At 34.7% G+C, this 15704-nt stretch carries 15 protein-coding genes; 11 read left to right on the top strand and 4 right to left on the bottom strand.

The genetic code is table 11. The annotated features are described in order from the left end of the window. Positions 1-77 precede the first annotated feature (77 nt). From JI747_RS05585 to JI747_RS05575, 3 genes are all read right to left on the bottom strand, one after another. On the bottom strand, positions 78-722 hold the full coding sequence (locus JI747_RS05585) for a response regulator transcription factor (RefSeq protein WP_225686890.1): 645 nt from the start codon (positions 720-722) through the stop codon (positions 78-80). After that, positions 719-1504: a sensor histidine kinase gene (locus tag JI747_RS05580; RefSeq protein ID WP_225686888.1), complete on the bottom strand. Its 786-nt coding sequence runs from the start codon at positions 1502-1504 to the stop codon at positions 719-721. The genes JI747_RS05585 and JI747_RS05580 overlap by 4 nt, the downstream gene beginning before the upstream one ends. 647 nt (positions 1505-2151) lie before the next feature. Continuing rightward, a complete protein-coding gene (locus tag JI747_RS05575; protein ID WP_225686886.1) occupies positions 2152-2625 on the bottom strand; it encodes a hypothetical protein in 474 nt (157 codons plus the stop codon). A 361-nt stretch (positions 2626-2986) separates the two neighbouring features. On the opposite strand from JI747_RS05575, the gene JI747_RS05570 reads away from it, so the two are divergent. Next, positions 2987-3691, top strand: coding sequence for an FKBP-type peptidyl-prolyl cis-trans isomerase (locus tag JI747_RS05570; RefSeq protein ID WP_225686885.1), 705 nt, complete (start codon positions 2987-2989; stop codon positions 3689-3691). 130 nt (positions 3692-3821) lie between these two features. Here JI747_RS05570 and clpB read toward each other — a convergent pair whose 3' ends face one another. Then, positions 3822-6416 carry an ATP-dependent chaperone ClpB gene (clpB, locus tag JI747_RS05565; protein WP_225686884.1) on the bottom strand — a complete coding sequence of 865 codons (2595 nt, stop codon included), beginning with the start codon at positions 6414-6416 and terminating at the stop codon, positions 3822-3824. Between the two features lie 427 nt (positions 6417-6843). On the opposite strand from clpB, the gene JI747_RS05560 reads away from it, so the two are divergent. The 10 genes from JI747_RS05560 to JI747_RS05515 all read left to right on the top strand — a co-directional run bounded on the left by JI747_RS05560 (position 6844) and on the right by JI747_RS05515 (position 15702). Continuing rightward, on the top strand, positions 6844-7422 hold the full coding sequence (locus JI747_RS05560) for a TetR/AcrR family transcriptional regulator (protein ID WP_225686883.1): 579 nt from the start codon (positions 6844-6846) through the stop codon (positions 7420-7422). A 285-nt stretch (positions 7423-7707) separates the two neighbouring features. After that, positions 7708-9024, top strand: a complete 1317-nt coding sequence (locus JI747_RS05555; RefSeq protein WP_225686882.1) for a phenylacetate--CoA ligase family protein — start codon at positions 7708-7710, stop codon at positions 9022-9024. Then, the gene (locus JI747_RS05550) at positions 9024-10109 is read left to right on the top strand and encodes a 2Fe-2S iron-sulfur cluster-binding protein (protein WP_225686881.1); all 1086 of its coding nucleotides are present in this window, start codon (positions 9024-9026) and stop codon (positions 10107-10109) included. Before JI747_RS05555 ends, JI747_RS05550 begins: the two co-directional genes overlap by 1 nt. Positions 10110-10192: 83 nt before the next feature. Then, positions 10193-11131: a 1,2-phenylacetyl-CoA epoxidase subunit PaaA gene (gene paaA, locus JI747_RS05545; RefSeq protein ID WP_225686880.1), complete on the top strand. Its 939-nt coding sequence runs from the start codon at positions 10193-10195 to the stop codon at positions 11129-11131. 110 nt (positions 11132-11241) lie between these two features. After that, positions 11242-11523: a 1,2-phenylacetyl-CoA epoxidase subunit PaaB gene (gene paaB / locus JI747_RS05540; RefSeq protein ID WP_002981782.1), complete on the top strand. Its 282-nt coding sequence runs from the start codon at positions 11242-11244 to the stop codon at positions 11521-11523. 72 nt (positions 11524-11595) lie between these two features. After that, entirely contained in the window at positions 11596-12345 is a 750-nt protein-coding gene (gene paaC, locus JI747_RS05535) for a 1,2-phenylacetyl-CoA epoxidase subunit PaaC (protein ID WP_225686879.1), read from the top strand. Positions 12346-12348: 3 nt separating this feature from the next. Next, complete coding sequence (locus JI747_RS05530; protein WP_225686877.1) at positions 12349-13155, top strand: alpha/beta hydrolase; 807 nt, start codon at positions 12349-12351, stop codon at positions 13153-13155. Positions 13156-13158: 3 nt separating this feature from the next. Beyond that, positions 13159-13623, top strand: coding sequence for a 1,2-phenylacetyl-CoA epoxidase subunit PaaD (gene paaD / locus JI747_RS05525; protein WP_225686876.1), 465 nt, complete (start codon positions 13159-13161; stop codon positions 13621-13623). 60 nt (positions 13624-13683) lie between these two features. Beyond that, positions 13684-14484: an enoyl-CoA hydratase/isomerase family protein gene (locus JI747_RS05520; RefSeq protein ID WP_225686875.1), complete on the top strand. Its 801-nt coding sequence runs from the start codon at positions 13684-13686 to the stop codon at positions 14482-14484. Between the two features lie 81 nt (positions 14485-14565). After that, entirely contained in the window at positions 14566-15702 is a 1137-nt protein-coding gene (locus JI747_RS05515; protein ID WP_225686874.1) for a 3-hydroxyacyl-CoA dehydrogenase NAD-binding domain-containing protein, read from the top strand. Positions 15703-15704 lie beyond the last annotated feature (2 nt).

Here is a 15704-nt window from a genome sequence, read left to right as displayed (position 1 = left end):
ATCAAAAACCTCTCTCTTGTTTTTAGAGAAAGGCTTCCTTGAGTTAAATATATAATTGAATGTGTTTTTGTGTTGTCTTAAGATTCTGCAAAACCATTTTTAATGGCATAGATAGCGAGCCCAACCCGGGTTTTTAGATCCAGTTTTTCGCAAAGCTGATCGCGGTAGCTTTCCACTGTTCTTGGGCTGCAGCACATTTTTTCTGCAATTTCTTTATAACTGAGTTCTGTGACCGTATATTTTAAAAATTCTTTTTCGCGATCTGAAATTTTTACATTCGTATCCGAATCGTGATGATTGTTGAGGTTAGAGAGAATGATCTTTGAAGCCCATTCCGGATAAAAATACCCGTCTTTGTTAAGCCTGGTCAACGCTTCTTCCAGATCTTTTGGGTGGGTGTTTTTCAGAAGGTAGCCTTTTGCTCCGTTCTTCACCATTTTTATGACACTCTTATCATCTCCCTGCATACTCAAAGCCATTACTTTAATGTCCGGATGATTTTCCTGAAGCCATGTTACGGTTTCAAAACCATCCATGATCGGCATACTGATATCTAAAAGGATAATGTCGGGAATCGGATTTTTTTCTTCAAACTTTTGAATAAGATCTTTTCCGTTTTCGGCAACATAAATCACTTCGAAGTCACTAAAATTATCAATAATTCCTTCCAAAGCCTTGGCAATAAGCACGTGATCGTCTACAATTACTATCGTCTTTTTCATGAATCTCTTTTTAAAATTATTTTAACTTGTGTTCCTTTATTTTTCTCACTTTCTATAGTGAAATCGGCATTAATGATTTTCGCCCGGTTTTTCATATTGGTAAGACCAATACCGTGGTTAAGCGTTTTTGAGGTGTCAAAACCTACTCCGTCATCATTAATTTCCAAATCCCAAAGAAGATCTTCGGAAGTATTTAATTGAATATAAATATTCTTACATTGAGAATGTTTAATGCTGTTCTGAATAAATTCCTGAGTAATTCTAAGCAGTACATTTTTATGGATAAAACTTAAATCTAATTTCTCAAAATTATGCTCAAAAACGATATTACACTTTTTAAACGAATTCGTATTATCTACTTCTTCCTGTATAAGTGTTATAATTTCTTTCTTATTAATATTATCGTCAGTCAGGGTTTTTGAAAGACTTCGCAGGTCCTGTAACGACTGATTGATAATTTGTGAAACCTGCTCAATTCTCTCACTGGCTTCCGGAACTTTATTCTCATATAACATTTGCTGAGTATAAAGACTTACCAAAGTAAGTTTCTGTCCTATATTATCATGCAGCTCCCTTCCAATTTGTTGCATGGTTGCCTGTTGAATTTCAAGCTGGGTAGCAAGCAATTCTTTCTGATGAATTTCGTTGTTTATTTCAATCTCATTCAAATATTCTTTTTTTCTCTGCTGATATTTTCTAATGTAAATCATCACAGCTACAATAAAGAATACAAAAAACAGGTTGAATAAAGCAATCGTTAAGAATAATTCTGTTTTCCCCATATAAATGAACTTGCAAATAACAGATACATCATAATTCCGGATATCAGAAAGTAGCTAAAATAGATATCCCAAATTTCTCTGTGTTCGTATAGCTGGAAGTAAAATGCCCAAAACGGAAGTGTCCCGATATAAAACAAAGTTACCCCAATATTGATGTAAAACATTCTGTTTTTTGCAAAATGTAAAATGTTGTCAGAATTAATTTGCTTATAATACTCCATCACTACCAAAAACATGAGGAGAAAACTACCAAATGTATAAGTGAATGAGTAAATAACTTTGTTCTTTAAAACATTAAAATATAACTCATGAGGAATAAATGATAAAAGATACAAAGATGTAAATATGAAAAAGAGATTTTTCTTATTTAAAGACTTCCAAGCGTATAACCAATAAAAGAATATGAATTCTAATGGAATAACAAAATAATTGAAAAATGAAATTTTGGAATAAGAAACGTACTGGTCAGCAAATTTTCCAAACATTTCACAACAAAAAATAAAAATAAGAAATAAAGAAAAGTACAGATAGTGACTTTTCTTTATGCTTTTAAAATATAGAATTGAAGCTAATGCAGCAATGCCTTCGCTCAGTCCCATGCAACTTTGTAGTAATATTTGGAAATCTGTCATTAATTAAAAAATAAATTAATAAGACTCAACATTAGAAGCTCCTGGTGGAATTAAATATCCATGATTCTGTGCCAAAGCCATTCTTCCGGTGGTTACTGCCAATACATTTTCTTGATCTTCAAAAGGGTTGAAATCATAGTTTTGATCATCCTCTTTTTTTGTAGGAACCAGAACTAAAGTATGTTTTTTAGAACAGCTTTCCGGGATAGGCTCTTGAGGAACTTCAGGATAAGCGGCATAATAAAAACGAATCCCTAAATTTTCCTCAGGAACAGGTACCTCAAGATTCTTAGCAGCATCTTCTATCTCTGTGATGAATTTTTTTAAAGTTACAAGATCAAACCAGATAGAATGTGCATCTTCTATTCCCAGACCTTCGTTGATACATACCAACTGATTTGAGCGGTAATTGTCAACTAAACTCTGAATAAGTTCAGAAGGTACTTTAGCGGTAAGATTATTTAGGTGATTGTTTTCGTTAGGGTCCATTTTATTAGTGTTTATGAATAATTAGTGCAAATCTCTGAAAAAAAAACGTAATGCGACATGGTTTTTTTCCGATTTAAAAATCCGTGTTTTTACGGATTGTGTTTATTGGATGGATTGGATATGACTTATCATAAAAAAATAGTGCCGCAGACCAGATCTACATCACTTATTACAAATATATATTTACAAAATTTCTAAAATTTGATGTTAGAAAAAAATAAAATATAAAAATATGGATGATGGGTTTTCAACGAATTACAACCTATATGATAATTTGAAAAATTTATACGATGAAAAACTCTGGAATAAATGATAGATTTGCGGCGATTATGTAATAGGTTAAACATAAAAAAATTATAAAATGAAAAGACACACTATCGCATTATTTTGCATAGCAACATTTAGTATTTCATGTGCTCATAAAGATGACAAACAAGACGACAGCAAATATACAGATGATCAGAAAGCGTCTTATTATATAGGTTTAAGTATTGCTCAAAACATGAAACAAGAAGGCTTCAAGGTAGATGCAGATCTTTTGGCTCAGGCTATTAAAGAAGAAATGAATGGGACAAAAAAGTTGATGCCAGCCGAAGAAATGACAACCTTTATGCAGGAATTTATGCAGAAGCAACATGAAAAAAAGCAAGCTGCAGCGGGGATGCAAGCAGATGAAAATAAGAAAAAAGGTCTGGATTTTCTTACAAAAAATAAAAGTAATCCTAAAGTAAAAACTACAGCTTCAGGTTTACAATATGAAGTGTTGCAGGAAGGTGATGGTAAAACAAAACCAAAAGCAACAGATATTGTACAGGTAAAATATACTGGAAAGCTTCTGGATGGAACTGTTTTCGACTCTACTGACAAAAATGGAGGCGAGCCAATGGATATTAATCTGGGTGCGGTAATCAAAGGATGGACAGAAGGTATCCAACTCATGAGCAAAGGATCTAAATACAGATTTTACATTCCTTCAGATTTGGCTTATGGAGATAACGGTGCCGGACCAGCAATTCCTGCAGGTGCTACCATCATTTTTGATGTAGAATTAGTGAATATAAAATAGAGACATTGTTGATTTCAAGGTTGGCTACAATGGAATTTGCTTATTTTACAGTTGATGTGTTATAAAATAGAATTTCCGCAGACAAAAAATCTGCGGAAATTCTTCAAAAATAATATATGAAAAAAACTACTTATTGTTCAGCAGGTCTGAAAACCAAACCTGTTTCCTCGAAATAATCTAAAGTGATTCTGTCACCGTCATTTACATTTCCTGCAAGAATCTCTCTTGATAATTTATTGAGAACTTCCTGTTGAATCACTCTCTTCAATGGTCTTGCTCCGAAAGCAGGATCATATCCTTTATTCATCAGATAATCTACAGCATCCTGAGTTGCAGTCATGATGATATTACGTTTTGCCAGCATATCATTGAATCCTCTCAACTGATACGTAACAATTTTTCCGATTTCTTTTTTTCTTAAAGGCTGGAACAGTACAATTTCATCAATTCTGTTTAAAAATTCCGGACGTAAGGTCTGCTTCAATAAATCAAACACTTCATCTTTCGTTTTATCAACAATCTCATCCTGGTTTTCATCAGTAATGTTCTCAAAATTCTCCTGAATTAAGTGTGAACCTAAATTCGAAGTCATAATGATGATTGAGTTTTTGAAATTCACCACCCTTCCTTTGTTGTCTGTCAAACGACCGTCATCCAAAACCTGAAGTAAAGTATTGAAAACATCAGGATGTGCTTTTTCAATCTCATCCAGAAGCACTACAGAATAAGGTCTTCTTCTTACCGCTTCTGTTAATTGTCCGCCTTCATCATACCCAACATATCCAGGAGGCGCTCCCACCAATCTCGAAACCGAATGACGTTCCTGATATTCACTCATATCGATTCTCGTCATATTATTTTCATCATCGAATAAAAACTCAGCCAAAGCTTTTGCCAGCTCAGTTTTTCCGACACCGGTGGTTCCTAAGAATAAGAACGATCCGATGGGTTTCTTATCATCACTTAATCCTGCTCTGTTTCTTCTGATCGCATCTGCAACAGCAGTAATGGCTTCGTCCTGACCCACAACACGATGGTGAAGTTCGGTTTCAAGACTTAACAATTTTTCTCTTTCAGATTGTAGAAGTTTGGTTACAGGAATTCCTGTCCATTTTGCAATCACCTCAGAAATGTTTTCAGAAGTTACTTCTTCTTTGATTAATTCATTCTGATGGTTTTGCATCTCAATTTCAAGTTTAGAAAGTTCTTCCTCTTTTTCACGAAGTTTTCCATATTGAATTTCAGCAACCTTTGCATAATCTCCGGCTCTGGAAGCTCTTTCGGCCTCTAATTTCAGAGACTCTATATCTTTTTTAATCTGAGTTAAATCCTCAGATTTTTGTTTCTCTTTCAGCCATTTTGCATTAATTTCATTTCTCTGTTCAGAAATCTTCGCAATATCTTCTTTTAAATGATCTATTTTGGTCTGATTTCCTTCCCTTGAAATCGCTGCCAGTTCAATTTCCAACTGCATTAATCTTCTGTCTAAAACATCCAGTTCTTCCGGTTTTGAATTGATTTCCATCCTCAATTTCGCCGAAGCTTCATCAATAAGGTCAATCGCTTTATCCGGTAAAAATCTATCTGAAATATATCGTTGAGACATTTCCACCGCAGCAATAATTGCTTCATCTTTAATTCTTACTTTGTGGTGAGCTTCATATTTATCTTTAATTCCACGAAGAATGGAAATTGCCGATTCTGTATCAGGTTCTTCCACCATTACTTTCTGGAAACGTCTTTCTAATGCTTTATCTTTTTCAAAATATTTCTGATACTCATTCAAGGTTGTTGCACCGATGGCTCTTAATTCTCCTCTTGCTAAAGCAGGTTTCAAAATATTGGCTGCATCCATTGCTCCTTCACCACCTCCGGCCCCGACCAGTGTGTGAATCTCGTCAATGAACAAAATAATCTGTCCGTCTGATTTGATCACCTCGTTTACTACAGATTTCAGACGTTCTTCAAACTCACCTTTATATTTTGCACCGGCAATCAGAGCTCCCATATCCAATGAATACAATGTTTTGTCCATCAGATTTTCAGGAACATCACCATTGATAATTCGGTGAGCAATCCCTTCAGCAATAGCTGTTTTACCAACTCCCGGTTCACCGATCAGAATAGGATTGTTTTTGGTTCTTCTTGAAAGAATCTGTAAAACCCTTCTGATTTCTTCATCACGACCGATTACCGGGTCGAGTTTTCCTTCTGCAGCTAATTCGTTGAAGTTTTTAGCATATTTATTCAAAGACTGATAAGTCTCTTCTGAACTTGCCGAAGTAGCCTTGCTTCCTTTTCTTAATTCTTTGATAGCACCTTCCAAAAGGTTTTTTGTAACGCCCATATCTTTCAGCATTTTCGAAACTTCTGAACTTGTTTCTAAAAGAGAAAGCCATAAATGTTCGATCGTCACATATTCGTCACCCATTTTTTTAGCAATGTTGGGAGCATCAAGCAAAACTTTATTTGCCGATTGTGAGAGATAAATATTTCCTCCCTGTACTTTAGGAAGTTTTTCTAAATTTTCACGATTGCGCTCTCTTACTAATGTAGCATCTGCTTCAGATTTTTTTAATAAGAAAGGCGATATATTTTCATCTACTTGGAAAATTCCTTCCAATAAATGTTGAGGTTCAATTTGCTGGTTGCCAAATTCCATGGCCACTTGTTGCGCAGCTTGAATAGCTTCTTGTGATTTTACTGTATATTGGTTTAAGTTCATATTTGTATATTTTTTGATTCTTTACTTTTTAGTTTTCATTATTAGATTGTAGACATCAGATTTCAGACCATAAGAGTCAAATAAATGTTAAATTTTAAATCCGATTTTCTAATTTCTGATGTCCTCAATCTTATTTAATCATTTAATTCGATTACTTTATCTCAAAAACTGTTCAATTGTTGAATTTTTAAAAATTACAGACAAAATTTCCGAATTATGTATTTTAATTAGCCTTAAAAAGACAAAATTTCCGATTCATAGAGATTTAAATGAAAATTATCGGAAGAACAGTCAGGTTTAATAAAATAGTGAATTATAAAATCCTTTTAAATCTTAAATGAATTTAGAATGAAAATCATCACATCAAAAATCATAGCATGAAAATCAAAATATTAAAATCAAAATAATTACTTTTGCGTTTTACCAGATGGAGCTTAAAGAAAAACAAAGGAAAATATTAGACGTTGCAGTAGAGCTTTTTAAAGAAAAAGGCTATATGGGCAGTTCTGTTAGGGATTTGGCAACAAAACTTAATATTAAGGCGGCTTCTTTATATGCACACATCCGTTCAAAGGAAGAAATTCTGGAATGGATCTGTTTTGGCATTGCACAAGAGTTTTTCGATGAACTTCAGGAAGTGAAAAACACCACTATTCCACCAAAAGAAAAACTTAATCTTTTTCTGGACAAGCATTTATCTGTGGTTTTAAAGAACAGGGATGTTACCCATATTTATTCCAACGAGTGGAAACACCTGGAAGAAAGACTTCCTGAATTTGTAGAATTAAGAAAAAACTATCAGCAAGAAGTAGAAGATTTAATTTCTGAAATTTACAAAGCTGAAAATTGGGAACTTAAATCTCCTGCTTTTACCACACGCTTTATCCTTCATACTCTCAACAATTCTTATTTCTGGTTCAAAAGAAATATTGAATCCGGCTCTGAAATCACAGATGAGATTCGGGATAAAATTCTTTTTGGGCTTTTAGGAAATCAGAAGATATAAACGCCTTTTTTGTCATTCTGACGAAGGAAGAATCTCCATTTTTATACGAAAATTTGTTGTTTTTAAGGAAGAAAAAAAACTGTTAATTAGACATTTAGAGAAATTCTTCACTACATTTTAGTTTTGTTCAGAATAATAAAACCATTATGGAATCTACCTTAGACTTAGTCTCGACCTTTATTTAGTTATTTAGAATCATTCAAAATATGATAAAAATCATAAAAATCTTTGCCAACTTCCAAAATCTTTTTAATTTTACCTAACAAATGTTAGTTAGTTAAAGATATGGATTTTTCAGTTGAATATTTAAAGCTCGACCAGTTGAGACAGCTTCAATCTGAGCGATTGGCTAAATTGGTAGACTATCTTGGGGAGAAGTCGGAATTTTATAAAGGAAAATTTAATGAATCAGGAATATCTCCACAAGATATAAGGTCGATTGAAGATATTACGAAACTTCCGATTACTTACAAACAGGATTTAAGAGATAACTATCCGTTCGGATTATTTACCGTTCCGAAAAATGAATTACAAAGAATTCACTGTTCAAGCGGAACTACAGGAAAGCCAACGGTTGTTGGATATACAAAAGAAGACGTTGATCTGTTCAGCGAAGTAGTGGCTAGATCTCTGAGAGCAGCGGGGGCAAAACCGGGAATGCAGCTACACAATGCATATGGTTACGGAATTTTCACTGGCGGACTGGGACTTCATTACGGAGCAGAGAAATTAGGAATGAGTGTTCTTCCGATTTCTGGGGGAATGACGGCAAGACAGGTAGATCTAATCATGGACTTTAAACCGGAAGTGATTTGCTGTTCACCATCCTATGCATTGACCATTGCAGACGAATTTGCCAACCGCGGAATTTCTGCAGACGAGATCAGTTTAAAATATGCGGTTCTAGGTTCAGAACCTTGGACGGAAATTATAAGACATCATATTGAAGAAAGATTAGGAGTTCACGCAACTAATATTTATGGGTTAAGTGAAATTATAGGTCCTGGTGTTTCGATGGAAGATTTTGAGGAAAAAGGCGGAGCTTATATTTGGGAAGATCATTTTTATCCTGAAATTTTAGATCCGGTTACAAAAGAACCTGTTCCGTTCGGTGAAGAAGGTGTTTTAGTGATTACCACTTTAACGAAAAAAGCAATGCCGCTTTTACGTTACTGGACGAACGACATCACGAGTCTTTATTATGATGAAAGTGGTAAACGAACAATGGTCAAAATGAAACCTATTCTTGGAAGAGCTGATGATATGCTGATTGTAAGAGGAGTGAATGTATATCCAAGTCAGGTTGAAGAAGCGTTTTCTCATGTAGAAGGAGTGGTTCCGAATTACTATTTGACACCCATTGAAAAAGAACAGATGTGTGTTGCACTGGATATTGATGTTGAAATTGATGATGAATTAATTGCTTCGAAAAATTTAAATCAAAATACCGATGATTATGCTATTTTTGTCGGAAATTTTCAAAAAAGCATAGAAAACGAAATAAAAAAGAGAGTAGGAATCACCACAAAAGTGAAAGTTCATGCTCAGGACAGCCTGCCAAAGTGCGAAGGTGGAAAAATTAATAGAATACTTAAAAAATAATGAATTCATTTTATAAACTTAAAACTGTTAAAGTTCAGAAAGATACTCCTGATGCGGTAAACGTAGCAGTAGAAATTCCTGAAGAGCTGAAAGATAAATTCAGATTCAAGCAGGGGCAGTATCTTAATTTCCGAATGATGATTAACGGGAATGAGGAGAGACGTTCTTATTCAATCTGCAATGCGCCGAGTGAAAAAAATAATACACTTGAAGTATTGGTGAAATTATTGGAGAACGGGAAAGTTTCGGGGTATTTCAATGAGCATCTTCACATGGATGAAATTCTTGAAGTAATGCCTCCAATGGGTGGTTTCAATACATCTTATCACCCTACAAATGTGAAAACTTATGTTGGTTTGGCTGCAGGAAGCGGAATTTCTCCAGTGTTGTCAAATATCAAAGAAAGTCTTTATCAGGAGCCGAATTCAAATGCATACCTGTTTTACAGCAACAGAAGCATGAGTCATGTGATGAAAAAGGCTGAAATCGATAAGTTAGTAGAAACTTTTAACGGAAGATTGAAAGTTATTTATTTGGTAAGCCGTGAAAAACATGAAGATCCGATTTTTGAAGGAAGAATTTCTCCTGAAAAGTTAGACTTATTGTTTGAAAGATATGCAGATATTGATGTAAAAGAATCTACATTTTTCATTTGCGGACCTTCAGAAATGATCAAAGGCATCGCAGATTATTTAAAGAAAGATAAAAAAGTACCGGCAATTCAGGTTTTGTTTGAATACTTTACTGCTCCTGACGAAGAAAATACGGAGGAAATGAGTGATGAATTCAAAGCCATTGCCAATATAGAAAGTATGGTAACGGTTATCATTGATGATGATGAATATTCGTTCCACTTGAATTCCAAAAAAGAGAGTATCTTAGATAAAGCATTGAAAGACAATCTTCCTGTACCTTTCGCTTGTAAAGGAGGAGTTTGTTGTACGTGTAAAGCAGAAGTTTTAGAAGGTGAAGTTTTCATGGAAAAAAACTACGCGCTTACCGAAGAAGAAGTAGCCAGAGGTTACGTTCTTACCTGTCAATGTCACCCTACAACGAATGTGGTGATGCTTAATTATGATGTTTAATAGAATTTGAAAATATGCTAATGTGTTAATTTGAAAATTAATTGATACATTCTCAAATTTTCAAATTTTCAAATTCAAAGATTATGGATTTAGAAAAATTCGTACAATACGTACACGACGAAAATAAAGTGGAACCAAAAGATGTAATGCCGGATGATTACAGAAAATTATTGGTTCGTCAGATTTCACAGCACGCACATTCTGAGATCGTAGGGATGTTGCCGGAAGCCAACTGGATTTCCAGAGCGCCTTCATTGAGGAGAAAAATGGCTCTTCTGGCTAAAGTTCAGGATGAAGCAGGTCACGGTTTATACCTTTATTCTGCAACTGAAACTCTAGGAAACGGAACCATCAGAGCAGATAGAGATGCAACTTACGACGATATGCTGGAAGGAAAAGCAAAATATTCAAGTATTTTCAATTATCCGACATTGAGCTGGGCAGATATTGGTGCTATCGGTTGGTTGGTTGATGGTGCTGCGATTATGAATCAGGTAATGTTGATGGGAAATTCTTACGGTCCTTATTCAAGAGCGATGGTGAAAATCTGTAAAGAAGAATCTTTCCACCAAAGACAAGGGTACGAAATTTTGATGGCGCTTTGTCGTGGTACCAAACAACAGAAAGAAATGGCTCAGGCTTCATTAAACCGTTTCTGGTGGCCGGCTTTAATGATGTTTGGTCCAAATGATGACAGCTCACCAAACTCTAAAATCTCTATGAATTACAGAGTAAAAAGAGAAAGTAACGACAGTCTTCGTCAGAGATTTATCGATGTTACCGTTTCTCAGGCTGAATTCTTAGGATTAACAGTTCCGGATAAAGATCTGAAATGGAATGAGGAAAGACAGCATTACGATTTCGGAGAACTTCCTTGGGATGAATTCATGGAAATCTTAAAAGGAAACGGTCCTGCAAACAAAAAACGTATCGAAACAAAGAGAAAAGCTCAGAGAGAAAATTCTTGGGTAAAAGAAGCGGCAGTGGCTTTTGCGGAAAAACAACAAAAAGAAGTAATATAAATAATGAGATAATTTGAAAATGTGCTAATTTGAAAATACTATTATTATGTATTAATTTTCAAGTTACTTAATTCTCAAATTTTCAAATTACCTAATTTTCAAATTGAATTATGGCAAATTTAGATATGTGGGAAGTGTTTATTCAGACTAAACCGGGATTATCTCACAAACACGTTGGAATTGTACAGGCACCAACAGCAGAAATGGCTTTGCAGAATGCAAGAGACGTTTATACAAGAAGAAAAGAAGGAACTTCTGTTTGGGTAGTTCCAAGTAAATATATTGTGACTTCAGAAGGAGTGGATAAAGAAGCATTCTTCGATCCTGCTGATGACAAATTATACCGTCATCCAACTTTCTATGAGATTCCAAACGACGTAAAAAATATGTAATCTTCTGTAAAATGTTAGCTGTAAAAAGGACATTCTACATCTAACTTTTTACATTTTACAAAAAATTAAACAATGAACCCATTATATAATTATTTATTAAAACTAGCAGACGACAGTTTCATTATGGGACAGCGTTTGTCTGCGTGGTGCGGTGAAGGTCCTTATTTGGAGGAAGATATTGCATTAACGAACATCGCGTTGGATGAACTTGGTCAAGCAAATAACTTTTATGTTTACGCTTCAAGAGTGATTGATAACGGGAAAAGTGAAGATGATTTGGCATTTTTAAGATACGAGCACGAATATGTAAATGCACACTGGACAGAACTTCCCAACGAAGATTATGCTCAGACCATTTTAAAAGTATACGTTTTCGCAGTGTATCAGAAATTAATGTATGAAGCACTATCAAATTCTGCGGATGAAGAACTTTCTGCTATCGCTCAAAAATCTTTGAAAGAAGTAAGATATCATTATACTCACGCTTCGTCTTGGATGAAAATTTTCGCTCAGGGTACAGAAGAAAGTAAATCCCGTTTGGTAAAGGCAATTGAAAATATCTGGGAATATACAAAAGGATTATTCGCAAAAACAGAAGGCGAAGAAGATTTGGTAGCTTTGAATATTGCTCCGAATACGGATGCTCTTTATGAAGAATTTGTTTCAATTACACAGAAAGATTTTGCAGATTTCGGGTTAGAATATCCTACGAATCCTTTTATGCAGCCAAAATCACGAACAGGATACCATACAGAGTATTTTGGTTTCATCCTTTGTGAATTACAGTATATGCAGAGAGCGTATCCGGGTTGTACTTGGTAAGAAATGAAAGTACTTCTGTGGATAATTGCTTTTTTTCTCTTTGCTTATGCAATGCTTTGTGTGATTGTGTTTTTTTATCAGGAAAAAATAATTTTTCATCCTGAAAAGTTGCAGAAAAATTATTCATTTAATTTTAAAAATGACTTTGAAGAACTCACAATTTATACAAAAGATCAAAAGAAATTAAACTCAGTTTTATTTAAAACTCAAAATCCGAAAGGGGTGATTTTTTACCTTCACGGAAACGGGGGTTCAATAAATGGGTGGGGTGAAGTAGCTGAACTTTACAACAAGATGAATTACGATGTTTTCATGTTGGATTACAGAGGTTACGGAAAAAGTGAGGATGAAATCAATAGTAAAGATCAATTATTTTCAGATGTTGAACTTGCGTATGATGAACTTGGAAAACGATACCCCAAAAACAAGATTATTATTTTAGGATATTCAGTTGGAACTGGGCTGGCTTCAAAGTTGGCATCGCAGAAAAATGCAAAACTGTTGATTTTACAGGCGCCTTATTTCAGTATGGAAGATGAAATGGATCAGAAATTTTCATTTCTTCCTAAGTTTCTTTTAAAATATAATTTTGAAACCAATAAATATTTAAAAACCGTTACGTCTCCTGTCATTATTTTTCATGGAGATAAAGATGAGGTTATTAATTATAAAGCATCTTTACAACTGAAAAATAATTTTAAAAAAGGAGATACTCTGATTATTTTAAAAGATCAGAATCATAACGGAATAACAGATAATTTGAATTATCAGAACCCAATGAAAACAATTCTTGATTCTGATAAGAATTAAAATATGAATCAGCTTTTAGATTTATTAAAAACAATTCCTGACCCGGAAATTCCAGTGATTGATATCGTGGAATTGGGGATCGTGAGAGAAGCAAATATTACAGGTGAAAAAACTTGTGAAGTTATCATTACGCCTACCTATTCTGCCTGTCCCGCGATGTTCACAATCGAAGAAGACATCATCAAAATGATGAAAGAAAACGGTTGGGAAGCGAAAGTAGTCACCAAAATGTTTCCGATTTGGACAACAGATTGGTTGACAGATGAAGCGAGAGAAAAACTTCGTGTTTACGGAATCACACCTCCCGAAAAAGGAGCAGACGAGCATCATATTGGGAAACCGAAGAAATGCCCTCGTTGTGGTTCTGAGCATACCAAACAGATCAGTAGATTCGGATCTACTTTATGTAAGGCATCTTATCAATGTTTAGATTGTTTAGAGCCTTTTGACTATTTTAAATGTCATTAAAAATGATTAATTTTATAAAACAATCATTTTTAATATTAACCTATTAATAACCAATTTAATATGTACACACAACTTGACATTGAATCGCATTTTGACGGAAAACTTAAAATAGCTTACCTCAATCAGCCGGAAACTATGAATGCGCTTACAAAGCCGTCTTTATCAGATTTAAAAGATTTTATTAAAGAATGTAGTGAAGACGAAACGGTAAGATGTGTGGCGATTTCAGGAAGGGGAAGAGCGTTTTGCTCTGGTCAGAATTTGGATGATGCTTTTGTACAGGGTAATGAACATCATGACAATGACATTATCAGAAAAATCGTAACCGACTACTACAATCCTTTGGTTACAGAAATCACACGTTGCAGAAAACCTGTCGTTGCATTGGTAAACGGTCCTGCAGTAGGCGCAGGAGCGATGTTAGCCTTAATTTCTGATTTCGTTTTGGCGGTTGATAAATCATATTTTGCTCAGGCATTTTCAAATATTGGGTTAATTCCTGATACAGGGGGAACGTATTACTTACCCAAACTATTAGGAAGACAATTGGCAAACTATTTAACATTTACAGGGAAAAGATTATCTGCTGAAGAAGCGAAATCTTATGGTTTGGTTGCAGAAGTTTTCAATGAAGAAGATTTTCTTCCAAAATCAATGGAAATCCTTGAAAAAATGGCCAATATGCCGACCGCAGCTATTAAATTAACCAAAAAAGCATTCGCTGCTTCTTACAACAATACATTGAAAGAACAATTGGAGCTAGAGGGAGATTTACAGCAGGAAGCTGCAGAAACAGAAGATTTTAAAGAAGGGGTAAGTGCCTTTCTAGAAAAAAGAAAACCTAATTATAAAGGAAGATAAAAATTATAGAATTTAGAAATTAGAGGTTAGAAATTAGCAAAAGTCTAGCTTCTAACTTCTAGCTTCTAACATCTATAAAAAATGAAAAATGTAGGAATTATCGGTGCCGGAACCATGGGAATCGGCATTGCACAAGTAGCCGCAACGAACGGATGCAAAGTTTGGGTTTATGATGCCAACGCAAAACAAGTAGAAACGGCAACCGTAGGTTTGGAAAAAACATTGACCAAATTGGTTGATAAACAAAAAATTTCAGGAGAGAAAATGACTGAAATTTTAGCTAATATTTCCATCGCTACAGAATTGAAGGATTTCAAAGATTGCGAATTGATCATTGAAGCCATCATCGAAAACAAAGAAATTAAAACCAAAGTTTTCACAGAATTAGAGAAACACGTTTCAGAAAGCTGTATCATTGGTTCTAATACATCCTCTATTTCCATTACCTCTCTGGGTGCGGAATTACAAAAACCGGAGCGTTTCATCGGAATTCACTTTTTCAATCCGGCTCCATTAATGCCTTTAGTTGAGGTTATTCCATCTTTATTAACAGAAAAATCATTAGCGGAAAAAATCTGCAATCTCATGAAAGATTGGGGGAAAACTCCTGTGATTGCTAAAGATATTCCAGGATTTATTGTGAACAGAATTGCCCGTCCTTACTATGGGGAAGGTCTGAGAATTGTTGAAGAGAACATCGCAACGGTAGAACAGGTAGATGAAGCTATGAAAACAATTGGAAACTTCAAAATGGGACCTTTTGAATTGATGGATCTTATTGGGGTTGATGTGAATTTCTCAGTAACGAAAACAGTGTACAACGAATATTTCTACGATCCGAAATACAAACCCTCTCTTCTTCAGCAAAGAATGTCGGAAGCCAAACTTCACGGTAGAAAAACAGGAAAAGGTTTCTACGATTATGCTGAAGGAGCAGAAAAACCTGTTGCAGAAAAAGACGATGCACTTTATCAGCAAATATTTTTGAGAATTATCTCCATGTTGATCAATGAAGCGGTTGAAGCAAAAAGATTAGGTGTTGCCAATGATGAAGATCTGGAATTGGCCATGCAGAAAGGAGTAAATTATCCAAAAGGATTATTAGCTTGGGGACAGGAAATAGGATATGCAAAAATCTCCGAAACTCTTCAAAATCTTTACGAAGAATATCAGGAAGAAAGATATAGACAAAGCCCGCTATTACGTAAACTAAATTAATA

The sequence above is a fragment of the Chryseobacterium tagetis genome, assembly GCF_016735585.2.
Classification (GTDB): domain Bacteria; phylum Bacteroidota; class Bacteroidia; order Flavobacteriales; family Weeksellaceae; genus Chryseobacterium; species Chryseobacterium tagetis.
Note: the sequence above shows the minus strand (reverse complement) of the source record. Positions and strands in the feature narration are given on the sequence as shown.

Excerpts from the sequence above, each read along its gene's own strand:
- JI747_RS05585 (WP_225686890.1), bottom strand. The coding sequence starts at position 722 with ATGAAAAAGACGATAGTAATTGTAGACGATCACGTGCTTATTGCCAAG.
- JI747_RS05580 (WP_225686888.1), bottom strand. The coding sequence starts at position 1,504 with ATGGGGAAAACAGAATTATTCTTAACGATTGCTTTATTCAACCTGTTT.
- JI747_RS05575 (WP_225686886.1), bottom strand. The coding sequence starts at position 2,625 with ATGGACCCTAACGAAAACAATCACCTAAATAATCTTACCGCTAAAGTA.
- JI747_RS05570 (WP_225686885.1), top strand. The coding sequence starts at position 2,987 with ATGAAAAGACACACTATCGCATTATTTTGCATAGCAACATTTAGTATT.
- clpB (WP_225686884.1), bottom strand. The coding sequence starts at position 6,416 with ATGAACTTAAACCAATATACAGTAAAATCACAAGAAGCTATTCAAGCT.
- JI747_RS05560 (WP_225686883.1), top strand. The coding sequence starts at position 6,844 with ATGGAGCTTAAAGAAAAACAAAGGAAAATATTAGACGTTGCAGTAGAG.
- JI747_RS05555 (WP_225686882.1), top strand. The coding sequence starts at position 7,708 with ATGGATTTTTCAGTTGAATATTTAAAGCTCGACCAGTTGAGACAGCTT.
- JI747_RS05550 (WP_225686881.1), top strand. The coding sequence starts at position 9,024 with ATGAATTCATTTTATAAACTTAAAACTGTTAAAGTTCAGAAAGATACT.
- paaA (WP_225686880.1), top strand. The coding sequence starts at position 10,193 with ATGGATTTAGAAAAATTCGTACAATACGTACACGACGAAAATAAAGTG.
- paaB (WP_002981782.1), top strand. The coding sequence starts at position 11,242 with ATGGCAAATTTAGATATGTGGGAAGTGTTTATTCAGACTAAACCGGGA.
- paaC (WP_225686879.1), top strand. The coding sequence starts at position 11,596 with ATGAACCCATTATATAATTATTTATTAAAACTAGCAGACGACAGTTTC.
- JI747_RS05530 (WP_225686877.1), top strand. The coding sequence starts at position 12,349 with ATGAAAGTACTTCTGTGGATAATTGCTTTTTTTCTCTTTGCTTATGCA.
- paaD (WP_225686876.1), top strand. The coding sequence starts at position 13,159 with ATGAATCAGCTTTTAGATTTATTAAAAACAATTCCTGACCCGGAAATT.
- JI747_RS05520 (WP_225686875.1), top strand. The coding sequence starts at position 13,684 with ATGTACACACAACTTGACATTGAATCGCATTTTGACGGAAAACTTAAA.
- JI747_RS05515 (WP_225686874.1), top strand. The coding sequence starts at position 14,566 with ATGAAAAATGTAGGAATTATCGGTGCCGGAACCATGGGAATCGGCATT.